This window comes from Neomoorella sulfitireducens (genome assembly GCF_024733845.1).
GTDB lineage: Bacteria > Bacillota > DSM-521 > Neomoorellales > Neomoorellaceae > Neomoorella > Neomoorella sulfitireducens.
The window spans coordinates 20,996-47,265 of record NZ_JANRHG010000005.1 but is presented as its reverse complement, the minus strand read 5'-3'; the positions used below and the strand labels follow the sequence as shown (position 1 = coordinate 47,265).

Sequence of the window (26,270 nt, the reverse complement as noted above, 5' to 3'; positions counted from 1 at the left end):
GCGTCAAATATTTTGTTATTGTAGTCTGGAAAAAGCAGAATAAGCATAAGTTGTTTGAGCAATATCAAGTCGAGCTGGGGCTTTTGCTTTATAAAAAGTCAAACAGCTTAACCCTTGATCAATAGTATCAAATGTGAAACTATACAAACAAGAAGGAGGTGTCGGTTGCAGGAGTAGAAAAAATTATCCAGAAGATGAAAACGCAGCCTAACGGGATTCGTTTTAATGAGGCGGCTAATGTTCTGGAAAGTTTCGGTTATACATTGGTGAGGAAGAAAGGTTCCCACCATCATTTCCGCAATAACCAGGGCGATGTTATTACTATCAAAGAGGAAAATCATTAAAGGCTGCTTACATTAGGGATATCCTGGAAAGGTCGGGAAGTAAATAAGCCGGGTTCTATCCCCGGAAAATCAAATGAACTCCTGCCTTGAAACCATGACTGAAAGTAGAGACGTCAGCTACTATATGAACTTACCCTACACTTATTTAATTCAGCCGGTAAGCGATGAAAGCGGCAGCTATTTTTTCGGCCGGGTACTAGAGCTTGATGGCTGCCAGAGCCATGGCAGCACTTTTGAGGAAGCATATAGAAATTTACGTGAGGTGATGGAAGGGTGGCTGGAAGTAAAGCTGGAACATGGAGATCCCATTCCAGAACCCACCGGCAGCGAGAATTACAGCGGTAAATTTGTGCTACGGATTCCTAAAAGCCTTCATAGAAAACTGGCTATAGAAGCACAGAAGGAGGGTGTTTCCCTGAACCAGTACGCCCTTTACAAGTTGAGCAGGTAATTAAGCTTTTTTACTCGTACTCACCCAACAGGCGTACAAAATTTAGGTCGTGTTTCACGGCATTGTATAAACGTTCATCGGCGGTGAAAAATTCGCATCCTTTTAGCCGGGCTGAAACGATATAGGCAGCGTCATAGGCGGTAATCTGGTATTTGCGGCTTAAAGAAAAAACAGTTCCTGCTTCTTTTTCGATATCTACCCAGAGGATCTGCAGGGAAGAAACTTCCTTTGCCATTTTCAATAAAATTTCTTCGCTAATCCTGCGGCGCCTGGCAGCCACCAAACAGGCATTGATTAGCTCGAGGATCAGCAATCGTGGTCCGCAAAGGTTGATCCGGCCTAAAGCATAATCGAGCATTATTTTTTTGGCCCTGGGGGAAAGTTCGTCGGGGAAATAAGCGCAGAGAATAGCGCTCGCATCCGCTACAATGTCCAATGTTTTCTACCTCGTTTCTAATTCTTTGCGTGAGTCTTGATATATTTCTTTCGCCGTTATCCCCGCATCTTTCAAGGCCGCGGAGAGTTCCTGCATGTCAAGGAAATTTTTTATGCGCCGCAGGCTGGCGTATTCCTCGTAGGGTAGGAGGGCAGCCACGGGTTTACCTCTTTTTTCCAATACTACACTTTCCCAATCTTCTACCTGACGTATTATTTCCAGGAATTGTTCTTTAGCCTGGGTTACATTAATAGTCAACATAAATGGTCACCTCCACTAGCCATATTATATAACTATTAGAAAATGAAATCAAGCTATAGTTGGCTTTAATTCCAATATTAAACCTCAAGCAGGGCAATTATCTGTCGATATAAAAAAATAGCGAAACACCGTGGAGGTGGCAATAGTGCGGGTCGAGGGAGTCGATCCTTTAGTATTAAACCAGATCCAGAGCCAGACGCAGAAACCGGCAGTGCAGGATGCCAAAAAGATTAACGTGGACAACGAGCAGGAAAAGCGCCGCCAGGAGGGTGAGGCCGGTTATTCCCGGGGCGATTTACAGCAGGCGGTGGAAAAACTCAACGCGGCTACGGACCTCTTCAATATAAAGCTGCGCTTCAAACTCGACCACGAAAAGGGCGAGATTTACGTCCTGGTCATCGACGCCAGTGAGGGTAAAGTTATCCGCCGCATCCCGCCGGAAAATGTGCTGAAGGTGACCAGCCAGATGCAGTACATGGTGGGGCTTCTTTTGGACGAGCTGATTTAGGACTTATCCTGCAGACCTGTCTGGCGCCTGATTGCTTAAGAAGGGTTCGAGATGGGCGCTAGAAGTTTTTAACCTGTTTCAGCCTGGTGGCGGTAGGACAGCTTTGCCTGCTTGCCGTGACAGATCGCCGTTAGAGCGAGGTATTGCCGGAACAGGGCCGGAAAGATTGCTTTGGCATGTTTCTTAAGTGGGAGATAAATTCGGGAGGGCTTTATAAATGGCTGGCGGCATTTATTTTACCGGCCTGGCATCGGGCCTGGACACCGAATCGATTATTACACAACTAATGAACCTCGAAAGGGTACCTCTGACCAGGCTTCAGCAACGCAAAGACCAGTATAACGTGGAGAAAAACGCCTGGCACGATATTTATACCCGTTTGAGCAACTTAAAGAGCAAGCTCAGCAGTCTTAAACTGGCCTCCACCTATACAGGCATGAAAGCCACTTCCAGCAATACCGTGGCTCTGACGGCCACGGCAGCCAGCAGCGCCGCCGCCGGCAGTTACCGTATAGGCATCATCCAGCTGGCCCAGGCCCATAAAGTGGCGAGCCAGCAACCTCTGGTTTATGGCACAGAAACCCAATTGTTATCAGATACTTTTAATGACTCCTCCTTTACCAGCAGTATAGCTACCGTGAGTAATTTGACCCAGGATACAGTAAATGGCGTGTTAAAATTAGCTTCGGGAACAACGGGAAGTATTACCTCAAAAACTATTAGCATTAATGCGGTAAATGGCGGCCGCCTTACTTTAATGGTCAACCAGCAGGAGAGGTTAAATACAAATTATGTATACCAATATCGAACTTTTGATGGTACTACGTGGAGTGAATGGAAGACACTGGGCAGTTTAAACGGTGATGGTTCGGGAGTTTTTAAAAGTCATACCTTGACTGCTGATATTAGCGGTAATGTGCAACAGTTAGAGATTAAGGCAACTTTAAACGGAAATTTTAGCTCCAGCGTTATTCCCATGCTTGCCGACTGGACGGCCACCTTCCAGCCGTCCGTACCCATTACCTCCGATACAGTTGCCCTGGGCCTGCGCGGTTCTTTCAGTATTACCGTTGGTAGTGAAACCAGGATTATCACTATTAGCGAAAATGACAGCCTGCAGTCTATTGTTTCCCTCATCAATGCTATTCCCCCTGAGGGGGAAACGACCGGGGCGGGGGATATTGTGACGGCCAACGTCGTTGACCACCGCCTGGTACTGACCAGCAAAACCACCGGTGCCGCCGGGGCCATTTCTTTTTCCGATCCGGACGGTATTCTCAATAGGCTGGGGCTGGTGGATGCGAGTGGAAATATTTTGTCCGGCGCGGTGGTCCAGGACGCCCAGGACGCCGAATTTACAATCGACGGCCTTGCCATAACCCGCTCCACCAACACTGTTACCGACGTTATCCAGGGGGTTACCCTTAACCTGCTAGGCGTAACCGATACCAACGGCAGCGGTACAATTGAACCGGCAGAAACCCTGAACCTGGAAATAAGCAGCGATACCCAGAAGGCCGTCGATGCTATCAAGGCTATGGTGGACCAGTACAACTCGGTGATGGATTTTATTAGTACAAAAGCCGGGGAGGATGGTGACCTGCAGGGCGATCCCACCGTGGCGCGTTTGCGGAGTTCCCTGTGGCGACTGATGACCGACAAAATTGACGGCTTAACAGGGGTCTACCAGACGCCGTGGAGTATCGGTATTTCTACTGGCGATGTAGCTGGGAGCGGCGCTTTAACCTTCGACCGCAGCGGCAAGATTACCCTCGATACGGATAAGCTGGCGGCCGCTCTAGAGGCAGACCCGGCGGCCGTGATGGCTGTATTTAGCAACAGCGGCAAGACCGGGCTGGTTGACAAGCTGGATGAATATCTTACATCCCTTGTCCGTTCCGCGGACGGCCTCATCCCCTCCCGGGAGCAGTCCCTGCAGAAAATAATGGACGACATTGACGGCCAGATCGCCCGGATGGAGGACAGGCTGGCCATGAAGGAGGAGCAGCTCCGGCGGCAGTTTACGGCCATGGAGCAGGCCCTGGCGGCTCTGCAGAGCCAGGGGAACTGGCTGGCCCAGCAGATTTACGGATTGGGGAGCTACCAGCAGGAGTAGCCTGAAGGGCCACCGTAAAGCTTTTGAGAAACGAGGAAAACATTTTAACCTGCAACCAAACCGGCCTGATTTGGCCGGAAAATAAGGACTATAAAACTATGGCTATTAAAGTTGCAAAGGGCATCGAGGTGTCACCAATGGCTGTGAACAACCCTTACCAGGCCTACCGGCAAAACCAGGTCCAGACCCTGTCCCAGGAAAAGCTGGTGCTGATGCTTTACGACGGCGCCCTGCGTTTCTGCCGCCAGGGCCTGGCTGCTATGGACAAAAAGGATTATGCCGGGGTAAACAATAACCTGGGACGCGCCCAGGACATCCTGGGCGAATTGATGGTGACTTTAAACAGGGACGCAGGCGAAGTGGCGGAAAACCTTTACAAGCTCTACGACTTCATGTACCGTCACCTGGTCCAGGCCAATGTGAAAAAGAGCGCCAGGATGATTAACGAGGTAATCGACCTGCTGCAGCAGCTGCGGGACACCTGGGAAGAAGCGACAAGGATTTACCAGACCCACGACTATCGCACGCGGGTGAGTACACACTGGCAGGGGTGACGATGGGCGAGGCAGAAAAGGTGGCCGGAAGGCTTTTCAGGTCGTACTGCGAGGAAATTGAACTGCTGCAGGAGTGGCGACTTATTTTAAAGCAGCAACGGCAGGCCATTCAAGGCGCTGCGTGGGATGAATTGAATAAGCTCCTGGCAGGAGACACGGCGTGGAAGGAAAGGATGACCGGGGCGCGGCAGGCCACCCGGCAGCTTGAAGAGCTCCTGGTACTAGTGTCTGGATGCGAACCTCCGGAGTGGGACAAGCTCGATTTCCTGCCTGCAGCCGCCCGCCAGGAGCTGGCCGCAGCCTCCCGGCAACTACGGCATCTATATGAAGAGTGCCGGCAACTGCAGGAAACCAACTTAAAAGACGTGCAAGAAGCCATGGCGGCAGTCAAGGCGCAAGTGGAGCAGGTTCAGGCAGCCAGGCAGATGTGCCGTACCTACAAACGGGAAAATAAAACGGCGGTGCCACGTTGCCTGGACCGGCGGCTATGAGTGAAAAAAGACATTGAGCGGGGCAGGGAAAATAAAAATATGAGCAATCCTGTGGAGATAACAAAACTATCAAGCCGGGGACAGGTAGTTATCCCCAAGGAGATCCGGGAACTCCTGGGATGGGAGACAGGAGATCATCTGGCCGTGGAAGTGCAGGGCGAAACGGTCATCCTGCGGCGCCTGCAGCTGGAAAGCATCCGGCAGGAAAGGCACCAGCAGGTATGGGTGGGTTTAATCAAGTAGCCGGAGAAGTTATCACGAAGATGAGCCGAGCGAAAATTTAACGGAAAAATGGGGGCCGTTGCCTTGATGGCGAACGGCCCTTATTTTTTTGGATAATTTTCTCTCAACATGAAGGAATTTGGCAAAACATGTTGAATAATTATTGACAATATCAAGGTAAAATTTTCTTACCATGGGCGTCAAGGGCAAGCTCCCCGAAAGGGGATGCGCGCAAAGCCATGGGTCTAAGGCCCCTGTTTGACGGTTAAAGGGTTTACGAATCCATATCCCCGTGACACCGGCAAGGGCTATGATCGCCAGGCCGCCGTCCCCGGTTACCCGGAGTTGCCCGCCAGACGGGCTTTTCTTTTAGGACCAAAGTCCCGGTAAATTTTAGGCCTTAAGCCCGATGCAAAAATTACCATACAAGTGCTAAAGTGGTAACTGTTGGAGAAAAACATCGTTTTTCCGGGAAAAAGGAGGAAAGATGGATGTTTATGACGCCGGCATTGTACGTCCTGGAAAAGGCCCTGGATACGGCGGCGTTACGCCAGCGGGTCATCGCCCACAACGTGGCCAACGTCAATACGCCGGGCTACAAGCGCTATGATGTCACCTTTGAAGAGAAGCTCGGCCGGGCCCTGGGACTGGAGGAGAGTGTAGCCCTATATCGTACCAATCCCGCCCATTTGCCGGCCACAGGTTTAGATCTTTCCCCGGAAATTGTCCAGGACAACAGTACCACCATGCGCCAGGACGGCAACAACGTGGACATCGACCGGGAGATGGTCGACCTGGCCCAGAACAGCTTGAACTTTAACTTCGCCGCCCAGCAGCTCAACGGCCGGCTGGCCATGCTGCGCTATGCCATAAATGAAGGCCGGCGATGAGGCGGCCCGGATGCTGGAGCTGGAGAGGATGCCGTATTGCCGTTCGTGACGCTCCTGCGCCAGGCCTGTTGCCGGCAACCGGTTGATAAATATACGGGATGGAGGTAGGATGAATGGAACTGTTACCGGCCTTGGCCATCAGCGCTTCCGGGCTCACGGCCGAGCGCCTGCGCCTGGATCTTATCGCCAACAACCTGGCCAATATCAATACCACCAGGACACCCCGGGGCGGCCCCTACCGGCGGCAGGTTCCTGTTTTTGCGGAAAAGCTGCGGGAAGCCATGGGACAGACGCCCGGCCTGGCCCCGGGCAGGGGGGTTGAGGTGGCGGCCATTGTAGAGGATAGCACGCCGCCCCGCCTGGTGTACGACCCGTCCCATCCGGATGCCGGTGCCGACGGTTATGTGGCCTTGCCGAATATCAATATCGTTAACGAAATGGTGGACTTGATCACCGCTACCAGGGCCTATGAGGCCAACGTCACCGTACTGAATGCGGCCAAGGCCATGACCATGAAGGCCCTGGAAATCGGGCGTTAGAGGCAGGGTTTGGCTGCCGCCCTCGCCATGAAGCATGAAAATATAGGGCTGAGAAAAGAAGTTGGAGGATACAGGCTGATCGCTAAGTTTGCTAGCCGAGAACCACCGGAGCCCGGAGGCTGTACCCTCCAGCCTGCAGGAAGCTGGGTTATAAACTTTCAGGAGGAAAGTGTCTATGATCCTTGCACCTGTATCCCTATTAATGCCGGCTCCCGTCCAGGGTGGCCAGCAGTCCCAACCCGTATCGCGGGACCCGGGGACCACAGGCAGGGCCTTTAGCGACATACTGCTGGAAAAATTGGAGGAAATAAGCGCGCTGCAGCAAAAGGCCGATGTCCTTACCCAGGAGTACCTGGCCGGCAAAATCGAAGACGTCCACCAGGTAGTGCTGGCCCTGGAGGAGGCCAACCTGGCCCTGCAGCTGGCGGTGCAGGTACGCAACAGGGCCGTGGAGGCTTACCAGGAAATTTCCCGCATGCAGTTCTAACGCCGCCGGGGACGCAGCCGCCGGCGCGGCAGGTTTTTGATGGCCTGCGGGAATGCTGCGGCTTGCCGCGCAAATCAGGCGGGTAAGGGGAGCGTTTTTCCCGCCCGTGATAGTAGTTATGGTTAGCAAAGCATTATCGCTTTCCGGGAGCTCAAAATGAAGCTTAAACATATTCTCGACAGGATCAAGGGGTTCTGGCAGGGGTTAACCCCTGGGAGGCGTTCGGCCCTCCTGGCCGTAAGCATAGCCGCCCTCCTGGGCGCCGCCTTTTTGCTGCAGTGGCTGCTGAAGCCCCAGTACGCACCCCTGTTTACCAACCTGGAGCAGCGCGACGCGGCGGCGGTAGTGGAAAAGTTGAAGGAAATGAAGGTGCCCTACCAGCTGGCCGGCGAGGGGTCGACCATCCTGGTGCCTAAAGGACAGCTTTACCAGCTACGCCTGGACCTGGCCAGCGCGGGGGTTTTAAACAGCGGCCGGGGGTTTGAACTCTTTGACCAGAACAAGCTGGGTATGACTGATTTTGAGCGCAACCTGGATTACCAGCGTGCCCTCCAGGAAGAACTGCGCCGGACCATCGTGGCCATGGACGAAGTGGAAGACGCCCGGGTACACCTGGTTATCCCCCAGCCCAGCGTCTTTTTACAGGAACGGCAGCCCCCTTCGGCGGCGGTGATGTTGAAACTTAAACCCCTGGCCAATTTAAAGCCGGAACAGGTCAAGGGCATCATGGAACTGGTGGCGGCCAGCGTGGCCGGCCTCAAACTGGAGAATATCCGCGTCATTGATATGTACGGCAACGTGCTGAGTGAAGGTGTGGCCGGCAGTGACGCGGTACCCTCAAGCCAGAAGCAGCAGGTCCAGATGGAACTGAAAAGGCAGTATGAAAGGGACCTGGAACAAAGGCTGCAGGCCATGCTGACCCAGATCCTGGGACCGGGTAAGGCCGTGGCCATGGTCACCGCTGACTTAAACTTCGACCAGCAGGAAATTACCCAGACGGTGTGGGGCAAGGAGGGCGCCCTGAGGAGCGAGCAGGTTAAAACGGAAGAGGGTACTACCGGCGGCGCCGCAGGGGCGGCGGGGACGGCGACCAACACCCAGCCCCCGGTATACCAGGCCATTAACCCGGCGACGGGGAATTACAATAAATCCGATACTATCCACAACTATGAGCTTGACCAGACCCTGACTCACACCATCGTGGCCCCGGGCCAGGTAAGGCGCCTTTCCACGGCGGTGGCCGTCAACGGCACGGTGACCCCGGACCTGAGGGCCCAGATCCAGAATATCGTTACCGCCGCTATCGGTTTTGACCCAGCCCGGGGGGATCAGATTAACGTTGAACCCATACCCTTTGACGACTCCTTGCAGCAGCAGCTGGCGGCGGAGATGGCAGCCCGGGAGCAGCGCCTGCAGCAGTACCGGCAATATTTACTGTGGGGAGGGGCGGGACTGGCGGCCCTTCTCCTGCTGGCGGTGCTGGTGGTCCTCTTCTTGCGCCGCCGGCGGCAGGGAGGTTTACAGGCAGGATTACCCCCTGCGGCCGTTACGGCCGGCATGAGGGCCGGTATCCCCGTCGAACCTTTGATAGTCGAGCCGGCGGGACCGGTAGACGTAGAAAAAGAACGCCAGGAAGCCGAGCGCAAGGCCAAAATGGACCACTTACGGGATATCATCCGCCAGCGTCCGGAGGAAGCCGCCTTGCTTGTCAAGGCCTGGCTGGCTGAAGATTAAGGGGTGGCTTGATTGGCGAGAAAAGCCCTTTCCGGCCTGGAAAAAGCAGCCATTTTTTTGATTGCCGTCGGGCCGGAGCTATCGTCTTTAATTTTAAAGCAAATGGGCCAGGAAGAAATTGAACGCATTACCTACCAGATCGCCAACACTACTTCTATCGACCCGGCGACCATGCAGCAGATTGTCGATGAGTTCCTGCAGCTCAATGAGGCCCAGACGTTCATCCTCCAGGGCGGGATAAAGTATGCCCGCGAGGTGCTGGAAAAAACCCTGGGGCCGGCGCGGGCTGCGGAAATTATAAAAAAGCTAGTGGCTACTTCCAAAATCCGGCCTTTCAGTGTGATCCGCAAGGCCGACCCCAAGCAGCTGGTAAATTTTATTTACAACGAACATCCCCAGACCATAGCCCTGATCCTGGCCTACCTGGAACCGGAACAGGCGGCTATAGTTTTGGGTGCCCTGCCGGATAACATCCAGGCCGACGTTGCCAAGAGGATTGCCCTCATGGAAAGGGCTTCCCCGGAAACCCTGCGGGAACTGGAAAACATCATGGAACAGCGCCTGTCCTCCCTGGTGGAGCAGGACTTTGCCGTGGCCGGTGGTTTGAAAAGCCTGGTGGACATCTTGAACCGGGCCGACCGCAGCACCGAGCGGACCATCCTGGAAGCCCTGGAACAAGATGACCCTGAACTGGCCGACGAGATCCGCAAGCGCATGTTTGTCTTTGAAGATATCCTGACCCTGGACGACAATTCCATTCGCCGGGTTCTCAGGGAAGTCGACCTTAAAGACCTGGCCCTGGCCCTCAAGGCGGCCAGCGAAGAAGTGGCCAACCGCATTTACCGCAACCTTTCCAAGCGGGCCGGCGAGATGCTCAAAGAGGATATCGAGTATATGGGCCCGGCGCGCCTGCGGGATGTAGAAGAAGCCCAGCAGCGTATTGTCCAGATCATCCGTCGCTTAGATGAAGCTGGCGAGATTATCATCGCCCGGGGTGGTGAAGATGCCATTGTGGTCTAGGGTACTTAAAGAAGCAGGGCCGGGGCGGGGAGAGAGGATAATACCCCTGCGCCCCCTGCAGGCCGTTCCTGCTAAAAGACCCGGAGAAGGGCAGGATACCGGCAATCCGGGTGACGGGGCCGCGGCTAAAGCCGGCGCGATGGAAGAGGCCGCCGCCCGGGAAAGGGCGGCCGCCATCCTGGAGCAGGCCCGCCGGGAGGCGGATGCCATTAAGGATGCCGCCTTTGAGGAGCGGCAAAAGGTCCTGGAAGAGGGGCGGGCCGCCGGGGAAGCCAGGGGCTACCGGGAAGGCCTGGCCCAGGCGGAGGAAGAAGCCCTGCGCATCCGCCGGGAGGCGGAAGCCGCCCGGGAGGAAGCCCGGCAGGTCCTGCAGGAGGCGCGCCGGGTTTACCAGGAGACCATCAGCGCTGCTGAAGGCGATATTATCGAGCTGGCCCTGGCCATCGCCGGTAAGATAATTGGCCGGGAGATAGAGCTGCGGCCGGACCTGGTGGTAGAAATGGCCCGCCAGGCAATCCGCCAGGTGGCCGAAGGCCAAAATTACATAATTTATGCCTCCCCGGAGGCAGCCGGTGCTATCCGCCAGCGCCGGGCCGAGCTCCTGGCGGAAGCGGCGCCGGGGGCGCGGCTCCAGGTAATCGCCGACCCGGCCTTTAAGGGGGGCGGCTGCCGGGTCGAGACGGAAAACGGCTTTATCGACGCCGCTATAGACACCCAGATGGAGGAACTGAAGAAAATCTTCCGGCAGGACGCCTGTACTGCCGGCGCCGCACCGGCGGGGGAGGCTTTTTTACCGGGGGGTGAGCGCCCGTGAGCGCGAACCTCGACCTGGCGGCCTGCAGGCAGCAACTGGCATCCGCCAGCCTCTGGCGCCGGGGCGGTAAAGTTACCCGGGTGACGGGGCTTACCATCGAAGCCCGCGGCCTCAAGGCCGCCATAGGGGAGCTGTGCCATATTTATAATAACGGCGCGGCCCCTGTCGTGGCCGAGGTGGTCGGCTTCCGGGAAGAAGTGACCCTCCTCATGCCCCTGGGGGAGCTGGAAGGCATCGGTCCCGGGTGCCGGGTGACGGCCGCCGGCCAGGGCCATCTCGTCCCGGTGGGGAAGGAACTAATGGGCCGGGTCCTGGATGGCCTGGGGCGTCCCATGGACGGGAGGCCCCTTGCCGGGGAGGATTTCCGGCCGGTGAGCAATTCCCCGCCCCATCCCCTGGAGCGGCGGCGGATTAAAGAGGTCCTGGCCACCGGGGTTAAGGCCATCGACGCCCTCCTCACCTGCGGCTGCGGCCAGCGGGTGGGCATTTTCGCCGGCAGCGGTGTGGGTAAGAGCACCCTCCTGGGAATGATTGCCCGCCACAGCACTGCCGATATCAACGTCATCGCCCTCATCGGCGAGCGCGGCCGCGAGGTACGGGACTTTATCGAAGGCGACCTGGGGGCGGAAGGCCTGGCCCGGTCCGTGGTAGTAGTCGCCACCTCCGACCGGCCGGCCCTGGTCCGCATTAAAGGAGCCTTTACGGCGACGGCCATTGCCGAGTATTTCCGCGACCAGGGGAAGAACGTTCTCTTGATGATGGACTCCCTTACCCGCTTTGCCATTGCCCAGCGGGAGGTGGGGCTGGCCATCGGCGAGCCGCCGGCTACCCGGGGATATACCCCTTCCGTCTTTGCTTCCCTGCCCCGGCTGGTAGAAAGGGCGGGCAACGGGGCCAGGGGTTCCATCACCGGCCTGTACACGGTGCTGGTGGAAGGCGATGACATGAACGAGCCGGTGGCCGACACCGTGCGCGGTCTCCTGGACGGCCACATCGTTCTTTCCCGGAAGCTGGCGGCCGGTAACCACTACCCGGCGATTGACGTCCTGGCGAGTACCAGCCGCCTCATGCCGGAGATTACCTCCAGGGAACAGCAGGAGCGGGCAGGATACCTGCGGGAACTCCTGGCTGCCTACCAGGAGGCGGCGGATTTAATAGAGATTGGCGCTTATCAACGCGGCTCCAACCCCAGGGTAGACGCGGCGCTGCGGTATTATGACGCCATCAAGTCATTCCTGCGCCAGGATTTAGGGGAGTACTATGATTTTGACGCCACCCTGGCCGGGCTGGCATCCCTGTTTAGCTGACGGATAATGCCTCGTTACGGAGGTGTTTACCGGTGACTCCTTTTCGTTTTTCCCTGGAACGGGTGCGATCCTATAAAACATCCATGGAAGAACAGCTCAAGCTGCAGCTGGCCGTTGCCCGCCGCCGCCAGGAAGAGGAAGAAGAGCGCCTGGAGCATTACCGCCGGTTGCGGGACAGCTGCGGGGTCGTCCAGGGGGAACTGGCGGCCGGTGATTTGCTCCGGGAGGCGGCGCTGCTGGAAGCCCTGGAAGGCCGCATTGCCGGCCAGCGGGAAAGGGTGGCCCGGGCGCACATGGCCGTAAAGGAGAAATGCGACCAGGTGCAGGCGGTCATGCGGGAGAGGAAGGTCCTGGACCGCCTGCGCGAGCGCCAGCTTGTTGCCTATCGCTACGAACTGGCCCGGGAGGAACAAAAGCAGGTAGATGAAGCGGCAGGTAGCCGCCGTCATCTATAAATATACATCGTTGAAAGGGGGTGAAAAGATGACCGTACAGGTAGTAGCAAATACCGGGAGCCGGGGAGCACTGGTCCGGGGACGCGGCCGGCCTTCAGGCGAGAACGATTTTGCCCTTTACCTGGCCGGCTTGATGCACCGGCCGGGCTCGATGCGGTTTACCGCCGGGAAAGAACTATCCGGCCGGGATGATTGCCGCCAAATGCCCGGCGGGGACGAGGTTAATACGGCAGCCAGCTTGAATTCAGGCAGGGGTTGCCCTGCTGCCGGATCAGGGGAGGAGGGAGCCTGCCGGGCCGGCGGTCCGGAACAGGGAGAAAACGGTGAAGGCCAGGGACGGGCGGTGACGAAGTACAGCCAGGGGGAGAAAACCCCGGCGGCAGCACAGGAGACCGCAAAGGCAGTCGCCGGGTCCATGACCCCCAGTGAGGTTGAGGCGGTTGCCGGCATGGTGCAGGCCGCCGGGGGCAGCCGGCCCGGGAACGGCATACCTGCGGGCCTGGAGGTGCCGGCGGGTGGGGCCAATCCCTTAAGCCGGGTGCAGGCCGGCGATCTTTTACCGGTCCTGAAATCCGACGGCCCCGGGGATGCTGCCGCCGGCCCGGCCGCGTTGGCCGGGGCAGGAGCGACCGGTAAAGAAAATGCTGCCGACACTTCCGGAGGAGATGGGATGGGGTTAACCATCGTGGCGGCAGGTGTTCCTGCGGCCGGGAAGGAAGGCAAACTCCTCAAAGACGCTAAATTAGAGGCCTTGCCCCGTAGAAAGGACACCGGCGGGGATATTCTCCCCCGGGGGATGGTAGAAGGTCAGCAGGTCCGGTTCAAAGAAGACGAAGTACAGGCAGGAGGGAGCCGGGGCGGCAATCATGCCGGCCATGGGACCTTTAATCTGGCCGGCGGCGATGCCGGTAGAAGCCCTGCCGGCGAACCGGGGGGAACCGGGACTGCCGGCGGGCCGGAGATAGCCGTCAATGAAAGGGTGAGGGCCGGCCAGGGAAGCCACCTCTTTAATTTCCCGGCTAACGGGGGGCAGGCCGGCGGGACGGGGTTACCGGTGGGCAACCTGACGGATGTTGTCGCTGCAACTATGGCGGCGGCCCGGATGAGCCGGTCCGGGAGGCAGCAGGAAATAGAAATCCGGCTCCAGCCGGAAAGCCTGGGAAATATGAAGCTCAGGGCCATCCTGGAAGGGGGGCGGCTGGTCCTCCACCTGCTGGTAGAGAACAATGAGGCCGCCCGGGCCCTGCGAGCGGCGGTGCCGGAAATGCGCCTGGCCGTAGCCCAGCAGGGTTTACACCTGGACCAGGTCCAGGTGCAGGTGGGCGGCGAAGGCCCCGGTAGCGGTTTTCAAGCCGGGGAAGGCGGCTCCTACGGCCGGGACTTGCCTGGTTGGCGACGGGGAACGCCCGGCGGGGCGGGGCAGGAGGCAAGGGAAATAATCCCTCTTTCCACCTACCGGCTGGATTACCTGGCATAGTCTATTCAAAGAAGCCCGGGAAAATACGGGGTTTTAAGCCATGAAGGAGGGATCACGGTGAACATCAGCGGCGTTACGGCAGCCGGAACCGGGATGACAACCGGGGTGACTGCGACCGGAGGGTTGAGTAAAAATGATTTCTTGAAGCTCCTGGCGGCCCAGCTGAGCAACCAGGATCCTTTAAATCCCATGAGCGACACCGAGTTTATCGCCCAGATGGCCCAGTTCACTGCCCTGGAGCAGATGTATAACCTTAACGAGAGTTTTAACCTCCTGCGGCAGGATTTGCAGCAGAGCATGATGCTCCAGGTGGAAAGCATGATGCTCCAGGCGGTAAGCATGATGGGCAAAGAGGTGACGGCCGTAGTTGACGACCGGACCCTGACGGGAACGGTCAGTAAAATCACCTGGACGGGGGATGGCATCATGCTCCTGGTCGGGGGACTGCGGGTACCTTTGGAGGCGGTGGTGGAAGTGGCGCTGCCGGGAGATGCGGCGGGTAGCGCCACTGCCGGCGAGGCGGCCGGTCCGGGGAGTTTTGGTGCTTAAGGAGGCAGGTGATGGCCTTTGAACCGCATCGAGGGGCAGGTTTTTATTAGACAGCCGGCCGCCCCGGCGGGCAAGACGCCGGCGAACGGGTCGTGGCCGGGCCAGGATTTCCGTACCATCCTCAATGAAAAACTGGCGGGCTTGAAGTTTTCCCGTCATGCCAGCGAGCGCCTGGAAAGCCGGCAGATAAACCTCTCGCCGGAGCAGATGGCCCGCCTAGAGCAGGGCGTTGATAAGGCCGCCGTTAAAGGCGCCCGGGAATCCCTGGTCCTGCTGGACGACCTGGCCCTGGTTGTAAGCATCAAAAACCGCACGGTCATCACGGCGGCCACCAGGCAGGAACTGCGGGATAACGTCTTTACCAATATCGACAGCGCCGTATTGTTATAGGGCCGGACCCCCGGGGGGGAGGCCCGGGGCCGCTGACCGACAGAGGCGGCCCGTACAGAAAGGGGGAATTTACCATGATGCGTTCACTCTTTTCCGCTGTATCCGGGTTGCGCACCCACCAGCTGCGTATGGACGTCATCGGCGATAATATCGCCAACGTCAACACCGTGGGCTTCAAGCGCAGCGCCGTGACCTTTAAAGACGTCTTCTACCAGACCCTCAGGGGTGGAGCAGCCGGTAGTAATGACATTGGTGGTACTAACCCCCAGCAAATCGGCCTGGGTGTCACCCTGAATAGCATTGATGTCATTCACACCCAGGGCGCTGCTGCTTCCACCAACAACGGGACGGATTTGATGATCCAGGGAGACGGGTTCTTTGAGGTTAAAGATGTAGGTGGAAATGTTTATTATACCCGCGCGGGAAATTTTCATTTTGATAGCGAGGGCAATCTGGTTACTCCTGACGGTTTAATAGTACAGGATTCCGGCGGCAATGGCATAAACATCGGTACAAGTGCTACTAGTTACAGCATAGATAAGTACGGCAATGTATATGTAGATGGGACGCAATCTTTTCAGATAAAATTGGTTAAATTTCCCAACCCTCCGGGATTGGAGAAAATAGGAAGCAATCTATATGCTGCAGCAGCGGGAGCCGGTACGGCAATTGAAGGAGTGGCGGGTGATACTAATTTTCCTAACACCACCATCATCCCCTCGGCCCTGGAGATGTCCAACGTGGAGCTGGCCCTGGAGTTTACCGAGATGATCATCACCGAGCGCGGCTTCCAGGCCAACGCCCGGACCATCACCGTTTCCGATGAGATGCTCCAGGAGCTGGTGAACCTGAAGCGTTAATCCCCGGGAGAAGTTAGTTGCCGGGGAGTTCCCCGGGGAGGCCGGTATCCCCGCGGGCTAAAGGTGGTTTTTTACCGGAGGCCCGGCGGGGATAAATACCGGCCGGAAGGTATCATGTCAGGAAGCTATATTTGTGAAGGAGGGCGGCAGAGGATGATCAAGGTCACCACCCTGGATAAACGGGAAGTGGTCCTTAATGCCGAGCTTATCGAGCGCATCGAAAGTGTTCCCGAAACGGTGATTACCCTTACCAGTGGCAAAAAGGTTTTAGTAAGCCAGTCGGTAGATGAAATAATAGCCAGGGTTATCGCGTACCGGCGCAGGGTTTTCCGGCCGGATAGTTCCAAAGATGAGGTGAAATAAAGGTTGCGGCGCATTGATTTCATGACCGTGGTGGGGATTATCGCCGGCATCGGCCTCATGGGTGGGGCCCTGGTCATGGGCGGAAACCCCAAGCTCTTTTGGAACGTCCCATCTCTAATGGTGACGGTGGGGGGATCCTTTGCCGCCGTATTAATAAACTTCAGTTTGCAGGAAGTGAAAAACGTCTTTGGGACGGTAAAACAGGCCTTTACCACTAAAAGTATGGAGCCGGAGGAGCTCATTGAACTTTTCGGCGAACTGGCCCGTAAGGCGCGCCGGGAGGGCCTGCTGGCTCTGGAGGATGACGCCGGCCGCCTGGAGGACCCTTTTTTCCGCAAAGGGATCCAGATGATGGTTGATGCCATGGAACCGGAAATGATCAGGGGGATCCTGGAAACAGACATGGCCTACATGGCCCGCCGCCATGAAATAGGCCAGAGCATTTTCAAAACCTGGGGGAATCTCGCTCCGGCCTTTGGTCTCATCGGTACCCTCATGGGACTGGTGCAGATGCTGGCCAGGCTGGACAATCCGGAAGCCCTGGGCCCCAGCATGGCCCTGGCCCTGATCACCACCTTTTACGGTGCCATAATGGCCTATATGATCTTCATCCCCCTGGCCGGGAAGCTTGGCCTGCGCAGCGAGCAGGAGATGATGCTGCACCAGATGATGCTGGAAGGCATTATCTCCATCCAGTCCGGGGTCAACCCGCGCATCCTGGAAGAACGCCTGCGTTCCTTCCTGCCGGCCAACTCGGCCCACCGGCCGGCAGGTGAAGCAGTGGTTGCCGGTGAAGAAGTATTCCGCCAGCGGCTATAAGAGGGGGAAGGTTTGGCAGTGGCCGTAATAAAAAAGCAAAAGAAGGCAGAAGAGGGCGCGCCGGCGTGGATGGTTACATACTCCGACCTTATGACCCTGCTGCTGGTTTTTTTCGTTCTTCTATTTTCCTTTTCTGTTTTGAGCCAGCAAAAATTCCAGCAGTTTATTGCCTCCTACCAGGGAATAGGGATCCTGGATGGAGGTGTGTCGCCGGTTGTGGAAACGGAGCCGGCGCCCTTCGAATTCCCGCAGGATATTGATACCCCGGAGGCGGCTGCCGCCCTGGCTAGGGCCAGGGAACTGATGGAGACCTACCAGGCGGTTAAAAACTTCCTGGCGGAAAGCGGCCTGGAGGCTATGGTCGAAGTACGTTACGAGGAACAGGGCATTGCCCTGGACATCAAGGAACGCATCCTCTTTGATTCCGGCAAGGCCGATTTAAAGCCTGAAGCCGTCAGGCTGCTGGACAAACTGGCGGAGCTTTTGGTGCGCCTCCCCAATGAAGTGCGCGTGGAAGGTTATACCGACAACCGCCCCATCCGTACCATCCAGTTCCCCTCTAACTGGGAGTTATCCACGGCCCGGGCGGCCAGGGTGGTGCGCTATTTTATTGAGGAACACCACCTGCAGCCGGAGCGTTTTGTCGCCATAGGCTACGGTGAATACCGTCCCCTTTATCCCAACGATACCCCGGAGCATATGGCGGAAAACCGGCGTGTAGTATTGCTGCTGGGGATGAATAACGGCCGGTAAAATACGCCTCCCTTGCAGATCCGGTAAGGCTGCGGGGAAACAGTTGCAGTTAAGGAAGAGGTGGAGCAATGCCCCCTAAAGACGAAACGGTGAAAAAAGAGAAGCAGGGCCGGCCCTGGTTAACTATTGCCCTGCTCGTGTTAACCCTCCTTTTAAGCGGGGGTTACATCTACTACTTTTTTTTCGGCGGCAGCAAGGGCGTAAACGCGTCGTCGCCGACCAGCAGGCAAGAAACGGCGATCATGCAGAAAATGAGCCTGGAGCCCATTGTTGTCAACCTGGCCGATCCGGGCCTGCGCCGCTACCTGCGGACAACAATTACCCTGGAGTACGGCAATGCGAAGTTGACTGCCGAACTCAACGAAAAAGTTTACCGGGTCCGCGACACCCTTATTTCGGTGCTGCGCAGCAAGAAAACCGATGACCTGCAGAATGAGGACGCCCTGAAGCGGGAGCTTTTAACGGCCGTGAATGCGCAGCTTGTCGGCGGCCAGGTGGAAGCCCTTTATTTTGAAGAATTTATCATCCAGTAGGAGAATAAGTTATGCCCTTAACGGACGATGAAATCCAGAAGCTTTTGGAGGCCATGGCTGCCGGCGCCGACCGGCCGCGTATTGAAAAGGCCCGCTTTGCACCCCTGCAGCAGGCCCCGGTAGCCAGGGTAAAGGCCGGCTTTGACCGCATCGCTGATGTTCCTTTACGCCTGGTGGCGGAGCTGGGCCGGACGCGCCTTTCGGTCAGGGAAATCCTTGAGCTGAAGGAAGGGTCGGTCATCACCCTCAACAAGCTGGCCGGCGAGGCGGTGGAAGTCCGGGTCAACGGTATCCCCTTGGCAACGGGAGAGGTGGTGGTTATTAACGATGTCTTCGGCGTCAGGATCAACAACCTGGCAGAAGTTAAGGAAGAAGAAGGGCAGGACTGAATATGGACCGCGAGTTTGTCCTGGCTTTACTGCGACTGGTAATCTTTTTACCCCTGGTCCTGGGCCTTGCCTATGTTACCCTCCGCCTGGGTATGGGCCGGGCTGCGGGCAGGAACGTAGGGCCGGGACAGCTGGAACTGGTTGAAAGGCTACCTTTAAGCAGTAAAAGTGGCCTGGCGGTAGTCCGTTGCGGTGACAGGCATTTCCTGATCGGCCTGGGGGAAGGCGCCCCGGTCTTCCTGGCGGAGCTACCTGATTACCCGGCGGCGGTGGCGACGGGAAGGGAAGTAACGGTTTACCCCCTCCGGTCCCTGGAGGAGAAGGAAAAGGAGCTGCCGGGCCAGTCCCATCCCGGGGGAGTATTAGCTGCATGGTTGTCGACGTGGCAGAGGTTTAAAGGCCATGGAAATTAACAGTTTAATCCAGGCCACCGATCCCCGGCAACTGGCAGATACCGTCAGGATCCTGGTGCTGCTGACGGTACTGGCCCTGGTACCGGCCATCCTGCTCCTTATGACTTCCTTTACCCGGATAATCATCGTCCTGTCCTTCGTGCGCAGCGCCATGGCCACCCAGCAGACGCCGCCTAACCAGGTGCTTATCGGCCTGGCCCTGTTCCTGACCTTTTTCATCATGGCGCCGGTATACAGCCAGGTAAAGACCCAGGCTGTTGACCCTTACCTGGCCGGGCAGATTACCCGGGAGCAGGCCCTGGATGCCGGGGCCAAACCGGTGCGGGAATTCATGTACCGCCAGACGCGGGAAAAAGACCTGGCCTTATTTGTACACATGTCGGGAATGGAACAGCCCCGCACCCGTGACGACATACCCATGCATGTCCTTATCCCGGCCTTTGTTATCAGCGAATTGAAGACGGCCTTCCAGATGGGCTTTTTGATCTATATTCCTTTTCTCATTATCGACCTGGTAATTGCCAGCACGTTGATGGCCATGGGCATGTTTATGGTACCGCCGGTGATGATCTCCCTGCCCTTTAAACTCATGCTATTTGTCCTGGTGGACGGCTGGTACCTGGTAGTTAAATCCCTGCTGGAGAGTTTTTAAGGCCGGTCATGGACGGGAACAAGCAAAGGGGGGAGATAAAGTGACCCAGGAGTTTGTCATTCACCTGGCCAGGGAAGCCCTGACCACCGCCCTCATGCTGGCGGCACCGGCCCTGGGCCTAAGCCTGGTAGTAGGCGTGGCCATTAGCATCCTCCAGGCCACTACCCAGATCCAGGAACAAACCTTGACCTTTGTACCCAAGATTGTTGCCGTTATCCTGGGGCTCCTGCTCCTGGGCTCATGGATGCTCAACACCCTGATCCGGTTCACCACCGAAATATTCGGCAACCTGGCCGCCCTGGTAAAGTAGTTGCCGGGCGCCGGGGAATAGGAAGACCGGGCAGTTGATCTACAAGGAAGGGGTACTATGAGCTACCTGAACCAGGCAGAGTTTTTTTTCCTGGTAGTGGTACGGGCCGCATCCTTTTTTGTGACGGCGCCGTTTTTCGGCATCCGCGGTGTGCCGGTCCCGGTCAAGGCCGGCCTGGGGGTGCTGGTAGCCGTGCTCATTTTTCCGGTGCTTCCGGCCGGGCAGCCGGCCTTCACCGGCGCCGGGGCTTATGCCCTGGCCGTACTCAACGAAGCCCTGGCCGGCATGGCCCTGGGCTATTTGGCCGGCCTGTTCCTGAGCGCCGTCCAGGTGGCCGGGCAGCTCCTGGACATCCATATGGGCCTGGGGATGGCCACCCTCTTCGACCCCCAGAACGCAGCTACAACTACTGTAATGGGCCAGTTTTTTACCATCCTGGGCCTGCTCCTTTTTTTCCAGGTGGACGGCCACCATACCCTGCTCCTGGCCCTGCAGGAGAGTTTTCGCCTCCTGCCCCTGGGAGGAGTGCATTTTGACGGCAATATAACCTGGGCCGTGGTCAAGCTCTTCACCGGCATGTTCAGCCTGGCGGTGCGTATGGCCGTCCCGGTAATCGTCGTCATTCTCATTGCCGACCTGGCTTTAAGTTTAATTGCCAGGACGGTGCCCCAGTTAAATGTCTTTATCCTCGGATTTCCTTTAAAAATCGGCCTGGGACTGCTGGCCTTAATCGCCGTACTGCCTTTGCTGGTTACGGTGTTTCGCAATATTTTCGGCCAGATGGAACATGACCTGGCCCTGCTGCTGCGGAGCTGGCCGCGCTGATGGAAAGACGGTATTTTACCGGTAAAACCTGCGGGCCCGGGCGGCATGTTGCAGGGCTGGCAGCACCCTGTATCAACCTGCAGCTCTTTGCCGAAGAAAAGACCGAGGAGGCCACCCCCCACCGTATCCAGGAGGTACGCCGCAAGGGCCAGGTTGCCCGGAGCAACGACCTGAGCGCGGCCCTGGTGCTGCTGGCGAGTATTATTTATCTCTACTGGCGGCGGGAAACCTTTTACGTGGAGATGGCGGGCCTCATCAGCACCCTTATCCAGGAGGGCTGGAGGCACGACCTGGACGGGGGAGTCTTCCTGGCCATGGTCAGCGAGATTGCCTTTAAGGCGGGTATTCTCCTGGCCCCCCTGCTCCTGCTGGCGGCAACTGTAGGCCTGGCGGCCAATTTTGCCCAGACGGGTTTCATTTTTTCCCTGGAACCCATAAAGCCGCGCCTGGAAAACCTGGACCCGGTGAAGGGGTTGCAGCGCTTCTTTTCCCGCCGCGCCCTCATGGAACTGGTCAAAAGCCTGGGCAAGGTTGTAATAGTTAGCCTGGTGGTCTGGCTCCTGGTCAAGGGGCAGTTTGGCCGCTTGTTGATGACCGTAGACATGGGTTTCCCCGAAACCCTGGAACTGGCGGGCCGGATTATCTTCCGGGTGGGCCTGGGGGCCATGGCCGTATTTTTAGGCCTAGCGGCAGCCGACTATATCTTCCAGCGGCGCGAGTTTCAACGCAATATACGGATGACCAGGCAGGAAGTTAAAGAAGAATTGAAACAGATGGAGGGCGACCCCCTGGTACGTTCGCGCCTGCGGGAGAAACAGAGGCGCCTCGCCCGGCACCGCATGATGCACGCCGTGCCCGAAGCCACCGTGGTCATCACCAACCCTGTGCACCTGGCCGTAGCCCTGCGTTACCGGGAAACGGAGGGAGCGCCGCGGGTGGTGGCCAAGGGGGCGGGGAGCATTGCCGAGCGTATCAAGGACGTAGCCCGCCGGCATAACGTTCCCGTTGTTGAAAACCCGCCGGTAGCCCGGGCCCTGTACCGCCAGGTGGAGCTGGGCCAGGAGATCCCGGTGGCCCTCTACCAGGCGGTGGCGGAAATCCTGGCCCAGATCTACCGCCTGCGGGGGAAGTTGTAGGGGCATTTAGCCTGGAGCCTGTACCATCCAGGCCCCAGGGTGCCAATTTATAGCGATAAAACCCGATTTTCGGATGAGCCAGTAAGCATACGGAGGAAAAACTGCTCTATGGCGGCAAATACCGGCCTGCTGGGCGCCCTGCGGCGCCTTACCCCGTACAACGATATTTTGGTGGCGGCCCTGGTCCTGGGAATAGTCGTCCTCATTGTTATTCCCGTAAGCCCCGGGGTGATGAACTTCCTGCTCATCATGAGCATGGGCATCAGCATGGTTATCCTCCTTACCACCATGTTCGTCTCCCGCAGCCTGGACTTTTCCGTATTCCCGTCCCTCCTGCTGGTGGTAACCCTGTTCCGCCTGTCCCTTAATATCTCCTCCACCAGGCTTATTTTGAGCCGGGCCGATGCCGGGGAAGTGATCGAAACCTTCGGCAGTTTTGTGGTCCGGGGTAATTATATCGTCGGCTTTGTCATATTCCTCATTATTACCATCATCCAGTTTATCGTCATAACCAACGGTGCCCAGCGGGTGGCCGAGGTCGCGGCCCGCTTTACCCTGGACGCCATGCCCGGCAAGCAGATGAGCATCGACGCCGACCTCAATGCCGGCCTGTTGACCGAGGACGAGGCCCGGGCCAAGCGGCGGGAACTCCAGCGGGAAGCCGATTTTTACGGGGCCATGGACGGTGCCAGCAAATTCGTCCGGGGGGATGCCATTGCCGGCCTCATCATCACGGCCATCAACATCCTCGGGGGACTGGCTATCGGTGTGTGGCAGCTGGGGATGCCTTTTATGGATGCCCTGCAGACCTATACTCGCCTGACCATCGGCGACGGCCTGGTGACCCAGCTGCCGGCCCTCATGGTTTCCACCGGTACCGGTATCCTGGTGACCCGCTCCGGGGCGGCAGACAGCTTTGGCAAGGAGGTAATCCGCCAGCTAACGGGCTTTCCCCGGATCGCCGGGCTGGTGGCGGTCGTCCTGTTCCTGCTGGGCCTTTTGCCGGGGATGCCCCACCTGACCTTCTTTATTATGGCCGGCGGGGTCGGTTATGCCGCCTATAGCCTGGCCAGGGAGGAAAGGTTGCAGGGCCAGCGCCGGCAGGAGACGGCCGCCGTCCAGAAGGCTTCCCAGCGCCAGCCGGAGAATGTCTTGAGCCTTTTCCAGGTAGACCCCCTGGAGGTGGAAATCGGCTACGGCCTCATCCCCCTGGCCGATGAAACCGAAGGCGGCGACCTGCTGGACCGGCTGGCGGCGGTAAGGCGCCAGTGCGCCACCGAGATGGGCATCTACGTCCGGCCAATTCGCATTCGCGATAACCTCCAGCTGCCTCCCCACGGCTATGTCTTTAAGCTGCGGGGTGTGGAGGCGGCCCGGGGAGAGATTAAACCCGGCTATCTCCTGGCCATGAACCCCGCCGGGAATGAAGGGCCGCCGGAGGGTATACCTACCCGGGAACCCACCTTCGGCCTTGCGGCCTGGTGGGTGCCGGGGGCCAGGCGCCAGGAAGTGGAGCTGGCCGGTTTTACCGTCGTTGACGCCGCCACCGTCCTCATTACCCACCTGACGGAATTCATCAAGGCCCATGCCGCCGAGCTCATGGGCCGCCAGGAAACGCGGGAGCTCCTTGACAAGATCAAGGAAAATAACCCGGCAGTGGTTGAAGAGCTGGTGCCCAACCTCCTGACGGTAGGGGAGGTACAGAAGGTCCTGGCCGGCCTGCTCCAGGAACAGGTGCCCATCCGGGACCTGGTCAGCATCCTGGAGGCCCTGGCCGATGCCGCCCGTACCAGCCGGGAGCCGGATTACCTGCTCGGGGCGGCGCGCCAGGCCTTGAGCCGCACCATAAGCCGCCAGTACGCCCGGGAGGGCAGGCTCACGGCCATTACCCTCTATCCCCAGCTGGAGCAGAAGCTGGCGGAAGCCATCCAGCCCACCTCCCAGGGCAATTTCCCGGCCCTGGCCCCGGAGGAGGGCCGGGAACTTCTAAGCAGGCTGGGACGGGCCGTGGAGAAAGCTGCCGCCGGCGGCGTCCAGCCGGTGATCTTATGCTCGGCCAGGATCCGCCTGCCCCTGCGGCGGCTCCTCCAGCGTTCCTTACCTTATGTACCGGTCCTGGCTTATAACGAACTGGAACCCGGCCTGGAAATCGAGGCCGTGGAGGCGGTGAACTTAGTGTGAAGATTAAACGCTATCTTGCCCGCGATATGCAGGAAGCCTACCTGGCCATCCGCCGCGATCTGGGACCCGAGGCGGTTATTGTGGCTACCCGCCGGGTACGCCACCCGGGCCTCAAGGGCTTATTTTTACCCCCCCGCCTGGAAGTAACGGCAGCCCTGGAAGAGGCTACGGGAAGGCCCTTAGTCCAGGGGGAGGTCCCGCCCGGCAGGGCATCCCTGCCGGGCGCAGCCGGCCGGGCAGCGGGGATACCGGCCGGGGCGGCCGGTACGGGCGGGAGCGGTAACAACGGCCACCCCGGCCTGGATACCCTCCAGCGGGAACTGGCCGACATCAAAGCCGCCCTCAACCGCTTGATCCGGCCCGGCAGCGCTCCGGTGCCGGAACAGCTGGCGGCCTTACGCCGGCGCCTGCTGGCCCAGGAGCTGGAGGAAGATCTAGTGGCTTTCCTGTTAAACGGCATCGAAGGGACTGCCGGGGAAGAAATTATTGCCGAAATAATTCGCAGCCGGCTGGCGGACCGCTTGAGCGGGCATATAGCTGGTCCCTCGCGGCAGCGGGTCCAGGCCTTTACCGGCCCCACCGGTGTGGGTAAGACGACTACCCTGGCCAAGATAGCAGCCCGCTACAGCCTTTATGAAGGGCGCAAGGTCGGCCTGGTAACCCTGGATACTTACCGTATCGGGGCCGTAGACCAGCTCAAAACCTATGCCGAAATTATGGGCTTGCCCCTGGAAGTGGCCATGACGCCGCGGGAACTGCGCACTTCCCTGGAAAACCTGGAGCACTGCGACGTAGTTTTAATCGATACGGCCGGGCGGGCGCCGGAGAACAAGGCCATGCTGGCGGAAACGCGGGGATTCCTGGAGGTCGTTCCCGGGCGGGAAGTATACCTGGTGTTGAGCTGCGCCACCAGGCGCCGGGACTTGCTCCAGGCCTTGGAAAACTTCCGCTGCCTTAACTACAGCCGGCTTATTTTCACCAAGATCGACGAGACGAGCTGCCCGGGGGTAATATTCCCTGCAGCCGCAGCTGCGGGTGTACCCCTGGCTTACATATCTACCGGCCAGGACGTGCCGGATGACCTTGAAGCGGCCGATCCCCACCTCCTGGCCAGGCGTATCTGGGAAGCGGTGGCAGAAGATGGATCAGGCGGGCAGGTTGCGTAAACTAGTAGCCGGACGGGCGGAAGGGCGGTCGCGGGTGGTTGCCATTGCCAGTGGTAAAGGCGGCGTGGGCAAGACCAATATTGCCGTCAACCTGGGCCTGATCCTGGCCCGCCAGGGACGGCGGACCCTCCTCTTTGACGCCGACCTGGGACTGGCCAATGTGGACATCCTGATGGGCCTGGTACCCCGTTACAGCCTGAAGGAAGTCGCCGGGGGGCAATGCACTATAGAAGAAGTGGTTGTCCACGGCCCCCACGACCTGCTCCTGGTGCCGGGAGCCTCGGGCTTCCAGGAACTGGCCGAGCTGGCCCCCGGGGACCGGGAAAGGCTCCTCCAGGGCCTGGCGACCCTGGCCGGGCAGGTTGATATCATCCTGGTCGATTCCGGCGCCGGGATATCGCGGGCGGTTTTCACTTTTGCGGCTGCTGCCGGGGAAGCCCTGGTGGTAGCCACGCCGGAACCTACTTCCATAACCGATGCCTACGGTTTGATCAAAGGACTGCAGCGCCTGGGGGTAAAGATGCATCTCCTCATTAACCGGGCTGCCAGCAATCTGGAAGGGCAGGAGGCCGCCGGGCGGCTCCAGGGTGCCTGCCGCCGGTTTTTACACCTGGAACTGCCCCTCCTGGGGATCATACCCGAGGATCCCCGGGTAGGCCAGGCGGTAAGGCGCCAGCAGCCCTTCAGCGAGCTATATCCCCGCTGCCCTGCGACCCTGGCCCTGGAAGAAGCGGCTGCCAGGTTCCAGGGCGGGGAATTGCCGGCAGGCCGGGGCCAGGGTTTCTGGCAGCGCCTGGGCCGCCTGCTGGGAAGATAGGAGGGGGA

Annotated in this window: 34 protein-coding genes and 1 riboswitch; of the genes, 32 read left to right on the top strand and 2 right to left on the bottom strand. The window is 58.4% G+C overall.

The genetic code is table 11. The annotated features are described in order from the left end of the window. Positions 1–194 precede the first annotated feature (194 nt). Together NWF31_RS14925 and NWF31_RS06695 are read left to right on the top strand one after the other, a co-directional pair. The gene (locus tag NWF31_RS14925) at positions 195–344 is read left to right on the top strand and encodes a type II toxin-antitoxin system HicA family toxin (RefSeq protein ID WP_258359868.1); all 150 of its coding nucleotides are present in this window, start codon (positions 195–197) and stop codon (positions 342–344) included. 73 nt (positions 345–417) lie between these two features. Then, positions 418–795: a type II toxin-antitoxin system HicB family antitoxin gene (locus NWF31_RS06695; RefSeq protein ID WP_258359738.1), complete on the top strand. Its 378-nt coding sequence runs from the start codon at positions 418–420 to the stop codon at positions 793–795. 10 nt (positions 796–805) lie between these two features. Here the strand turns inward: NWF31_RS06695 and NWF31_RS06690 are convergent, their stop codons facing one another. Both NWF31_RS06690 and NWF31_RS06685 read right to left on the bottom strand, forming a co-directional pair. Beyond that, positions 806–1,231 carry a type II toxin-antitoxin system VapC family toxin gene (locus tag NWF31_RS06690; RefSeq protein WP_258359737.1) on the bottom strand — a complete coding sequence of 142 codons (426 nt, stop codon included), beginning with the start codon at positions 1,229–1,231 and terminating at the stop codon, positions 806–808. A gap of 6 nt (positions 1,232–1,237) precedes the next feature. Next, positions 1,238–1,492 (bottom strand): type II toxin-antitoxin system Phd/YefM family antitoxin, encoded by a 255-nt coding sequence (locus tag NWF31_RS06685; RefSeq protein WP_258359736.1) that lies wholly within the window; start codon positions 1,490–1,492, stop codon positions 1,238–1,240. A gap of 145 nt (positions 1,493–1,637) precedes the next feature. Here NWF31_RS06685 and NWF31_RS06680 point away from each other — a divergent pair, with 145 nt between their 5' ends. From NWF31_RS06680 to NWF31_RS06535, 30 genes are all read left to right on the top strand, one after another. After that, on the top strand, positions 1,638–2,000 hold the full coding sequence (locus NWF31_RS06680; protein ID WP_258359735.1) for a flagellar protein FlaG: 363 nt from the start codon (positions 1,638–1,640) through the stop codon (positions 1,998–2,000). 217 nt (positions 2,001–2,217) lie between these two features. Beyond that, positions 2,218–4,116, top strand: coding sequence for a flagellar filament capping protein FliD (gene fliD, locus NWF31_RS06675; RefSeq protein WP_258359734.1), 1,899 nt, complete (start codon positions 2,218–2,220; stop codon positions 4,114–4,116). A 98-nt stretch (positions 4,117–4,214) separates the two neighbouring features. Then, positions 4,215–4,670 (top strand): flagellar export chaperone FliS, encoded by a 456-nt coding sequence (gene fliS, locus NWF31_RS06670; RefSeq protein WP_258359733.1) that lies wholly within the window; start codon positions 4,215–4,217, stop codon positions 4,668–4,670. Between the two features lie 2 nt (positions 4,671–4,672). Beyond that, positions 4,673–5,161 (top strand): flagellar export chaperone FlgN, encoded by a 489-nt coding sequence (flgN, locus tag NWF31_RS06665; RefSeq protein WP_258359732.1) that lies wholly within the window; start codon positions 4,673–4,675, stop codon positions 5,159–5,161. Next, positions 5,162–5,404, top strand: a complete 243-nt coding sequence (locus tag NWF31_RS06660; protein ID WP_258359731.1) for an AbrB/MazE/SpoVT family DNA-binding domain-containing protein — start codon at positions 5,162–5,164, stop codon at positions 5,402–5,404. It begins immediately after the preceding gene. A 174-nt stretch (positions 5,405–5,578) separates the two neighbouring features. Next, a riboswitch (cyclic di-GMP riboswitch) is annotated at positions 5,579–5,713 on the top strand. A gap of 161 nt (positions 5,714–5,874) precedes the next feature. Then, positions 5,875–6,273 carry a flagellar basal body rod protein FlgB gene (gene flgB, locus NWF31_RS06655; RefSeq protein ID WP_258359730.1) on the top strand — a complete coding sequence of 133 codons (399 nt, stop codon included), beginning with the start codon at positions 5,875–5,877 and terminating at the stop codon, positions 6,271–6,273. 113 nt (positions 6,274–6,386) lie between these two features. Continuing rightward, positions 6,387–6,812 carry a flagellar basal body rod protein FlgC gene (gene flgC, locus NWF31_RS06650; protein ID WP_258359729.1) on the top strand — a complete coding sequence of 142 codons (426 nt, stop codon included), beginning with the start codon at positions 6,387–6,389 and terminating at the stop codon, positions 6,810–6,812. Positions 6,813–6,987: 175 nt separating this feature from the next. Then, positions 6,988–7,299, top strand: coding sequence for a flagellar hook-basal body complex protein FliE (gene fliE, locus NWF31_RS06645; RefSeq protein ID WP_258359728.1), 312 nt, complete (start codon positions 6,988–6,990; stop codon positions 7,297–7,299). Positions 7,300–7,455: 156 nt separating this feature from the next. Continuing rightward, positions 7,456–9,033: a flagellar basal-body MS-ring/collar protein FliF gene (gene fliF / locus NWF31_RS06640; protein WP_258359727.1), complete on the top strand. Its 1,578-nt coding sequence runs from the start codon at positions 7,456–7,458 to the stop codon at positions 9,031–9,033. Between the two features lie 12 nt (positions 9,034–9,045). Continuing rightward, positions 9,046–10,053 carry a flagellar motor switch protein FliG gene (gene fliG, locus NWF31_RS06635; RefSeq protein ID WP_258359726.1) on the top strand — a complete coding sequence of 336 codons (1,008 nt, stop codon included), beginning with the start codon at positions 9,046–9,048 and terminating at the stop codon, positions 10,051–10,053. Then, positions 10,037–10,867 (top strand): FliH/SctL family protein, encoded by an 831-nt coding sequence (locus NWF31_RS06630; protein WP_258359725.1) that lies wholly within the window; start codon positions 10,037–10,039, stop codon positions 10,865–10,867. Before fliG ends, NWF31_RS06630 begins: the two co-directional genes overlap by 17 nt. Further along, positions 10,864–12,174 (top strand): flagellar protein export ATPase FliI, encoded by a 1,311-nt coding sequence (fliI, locus tag NWF31_RS06625; protein ID WP_340674360.1) that lies wholly within the window; start codon positions 10,864–10,866, stop codon positions 12,172–12,174. Before NWF31_RS06630 ends, fliI begins: the two co-directional genes overlap by 4 nt. A 32-nt stretch (positions 12,175–12,206) precedes the next feature. Then, complete coding sequence (gene fliJ / locus NWF31_RS06620) at positions 12,207–12,629, top strand: flagellar export protein FliJ (RefSeq protein WP_258359724.1); 423 nt, start codon at positions 12,207–12,209, stop codon at positions 12,627–12,629. Beyond that, entirely contained in the window at positions 12,598–14,106 is a 1,509-nt protein-coding gene (locus tag NWF31_RS06615; protein ID WP_258359723.1) for a flagellar hook-length control protein FliK, read from the top strand. The genes fliJ and NWF31_RS06615 overlap by 32 nt, the downstream gene beginning before the upstream one ends. A gap of 57 nt (positions 14,107–14,163) precedes the next feature. Then, positions 14,164–14,655, top strand: a complete 492-nt coding sequence (locus tag NWF31_RS06610; RefSeq protein WP_258359722.1) for a flagellar hook capping FlgD N-terminal domain-containing protein — start codon at positions 14,164–14,166, stop codon at positions 14,653–14,655. Between the two features lie 18 nt (positions 14,656–14,673). Then, on the top strand, positions 14,674–15,045 hold the full coding sequence (locus NWF31_RS06605; protein WP_258359721.1) for a TIGR02530 family flagellar biosynthesis protein: 372 nt from the start codon (positions 14,674–14,676) through the stop codon (positions 15,043–15,045). Between the two features lie 74 nt (positions 15,046–15,119). Next, on the top strand, positions 15,120–15,905 hold the full coding sequence (locus NWF31_RS06600) for a flagellar hook-basal body complex protein (protein ID WP_258359720.1): 786 nt from the start codon (positions 15,120–15,122) through the stop codon (positions 15,903–15,905). 153 nt (positions 15,906–16,058) lie between these two features. Next, complete coding sequence (locus NWF31_RS06595) at positions 16,059–16,268, top strand: flagellar FlbD family protein (protein WP_258359719.1); 210 nt, start codon at positions 16,059–16,061, stop codon at positions 16,266–16,268. 3 nt (positions 16,269–16,271) lie between these two features. Then, the gene (locus NWF31_RS06590) at positions 16,272–17,087 is read left to right on the top strand and encodes a motility protein A (protein ID WP_258359718.1); all 816 of its coding nucleotides are present in this window, start codon (positions 16,272–16,274) and stop codon (positions 17,085–17,087) included. A gap of 18 nt (positions 17,088–17,105) precedes the next feature. Then, positions 17,106–17,840: an OmpA family protein gene (locus NWF31_RS06585; protein ID WP_258359717.1), complete on the top strand. Its 735-nt coding sequence runs from the start codon at positions 17,106–17,108 to the stop codon at positions 17,838–17,840. Positions 17,841–17,908: 68 nt separating this feature from the next. Then, the gene (locus NWF31_RS06580; RefSeq protein ID WP_258359716.1) at positions 17,909–18,373 is read left to right on the top strand and encodes a flagellar basal body-associated FliL family protein; all 465 of its coding nucleotides are present in this window, start codon (positions 17,909–17,911) and stop codon (positions 18,371–18,373) included. An 11-nt stretch (positions 18,374–18,384) separates the two neighbouring features. Continuing rightward, complete coding sequence (fliN, locus tag NWF31_RS06575; RefSeq protein WP_258359715.1) at positions 18,385–18,762, top strand: flagellar motor switch protein FliN; 378 nt, start codon at positions 18,385–18,387, stop codon at positions 18,760–18,762. A gap of 2 nt (positions 18,763–18,764) precedes the next feature. Beyond that, on the top strand, positions 18,765–19,175 hold the full coding sequence (locus NWF31_RS06570; protein WP_258359714.1) for a FliO/MopB family protein: 411 nt from the start codon (positions 18,765–18,767) through the stop codon (positions 19,173–19,175). Further along, positions 19,165–19,827: a flagellar type III secretion system pore protein FliP gene (gene fliP, locus NWF31_RS06565; RefSeq protein ID WP_258359713.1), complete on the top strand. Its 663-nt coding sequence runs from the start codon at positions 19,165–19,167 to the stop codon at positions 19,825–19,827. Before NWF31_RS06570 ends, fliP begins: the two co-directional genes overlap by 11 nt. 40 nt (positions 19,828–19,867) lie before the next feature. Continuing rightward, positions 19,868–20,137 carry a flagellar biosynthesis protein FliQ gene (gene fliQ, locus NWF31_RS06560; RefSeq protein ID WP_258359712.1) on the top strand — a complete coding sequence of 90 codons (270 nt, stop codon included), beginning with the start codon at positions 19,868–19,870 and terminating at the stop codon, positions 20,135–20,137. 57 nt (positions 20,138–20,194) lie between these two features. Continuing rightward, positions 20,195–20,962 (top strand): flagellar biosynthetic protein FliR, encoded by a 768-nt coding sequence (fliR, locus tag NWF31_RS06555; protein ID WP_258359711.1) that lies wholly within the window; start codon positions 20,195–20,197, stop codon positions 20,960–20,962. After that, on the top strand, positions 20,962–22,098 hold the full coding sequence (flhB, locus tag NWF31_RS06550; RefSeq protein ID WP_258359710.1) for a flagellar biosynthesis protein FlhB: 1,137 nt from the start codon (positions 20,962–20,964) through the stop codon (positions 22,096–22,098). The genes fliR and flhB overlap by 1 nt, the downstream gene beginning before the upstream one ends. 108 nt (positions 22,099–22,206) lie before the next feature. Beyond that, positions 22,207–24,279, top strand: coding sequence for a flagellar biosynthesis protein FlhA (gene flhA, locus NWF31_RS06545; protein WP_258359709.1), 2,073 nt, complete (start codon positions 22,207–22,209; stop codon positions 24,277–24,279). Next, positions 24,276–25,445 (top strand): flagellar biosynthesis GTPase FlhF, encoded by a 1,170-nt coding sequence (gene flhF, locus NWF31_RS06540; protein ID WP_258359708.1) that lies wholly within the window; start codon positions 24,276–24,278, stop codon positions 25,443–25,445. Before flhA ends, flhF begins: the two co-directional genes overlap by 4 nt. Beyond that, on the top strand, positions 25,438–26,262 hold the full coding sequence (locus tag NWF31_RS06535; protein ID WP_258359707.1) for a MinD/ParA family protein: 825 nt from the start codon (positions 25,438–25,440) through the stop codon (positions 26,260–26,262). Before flhF ends, NWF31_RS06535 begins: the two co-directional genes overlap by 8 nt. Positions 26,263–26,270 lie beyond the last annotated feature (8 nt).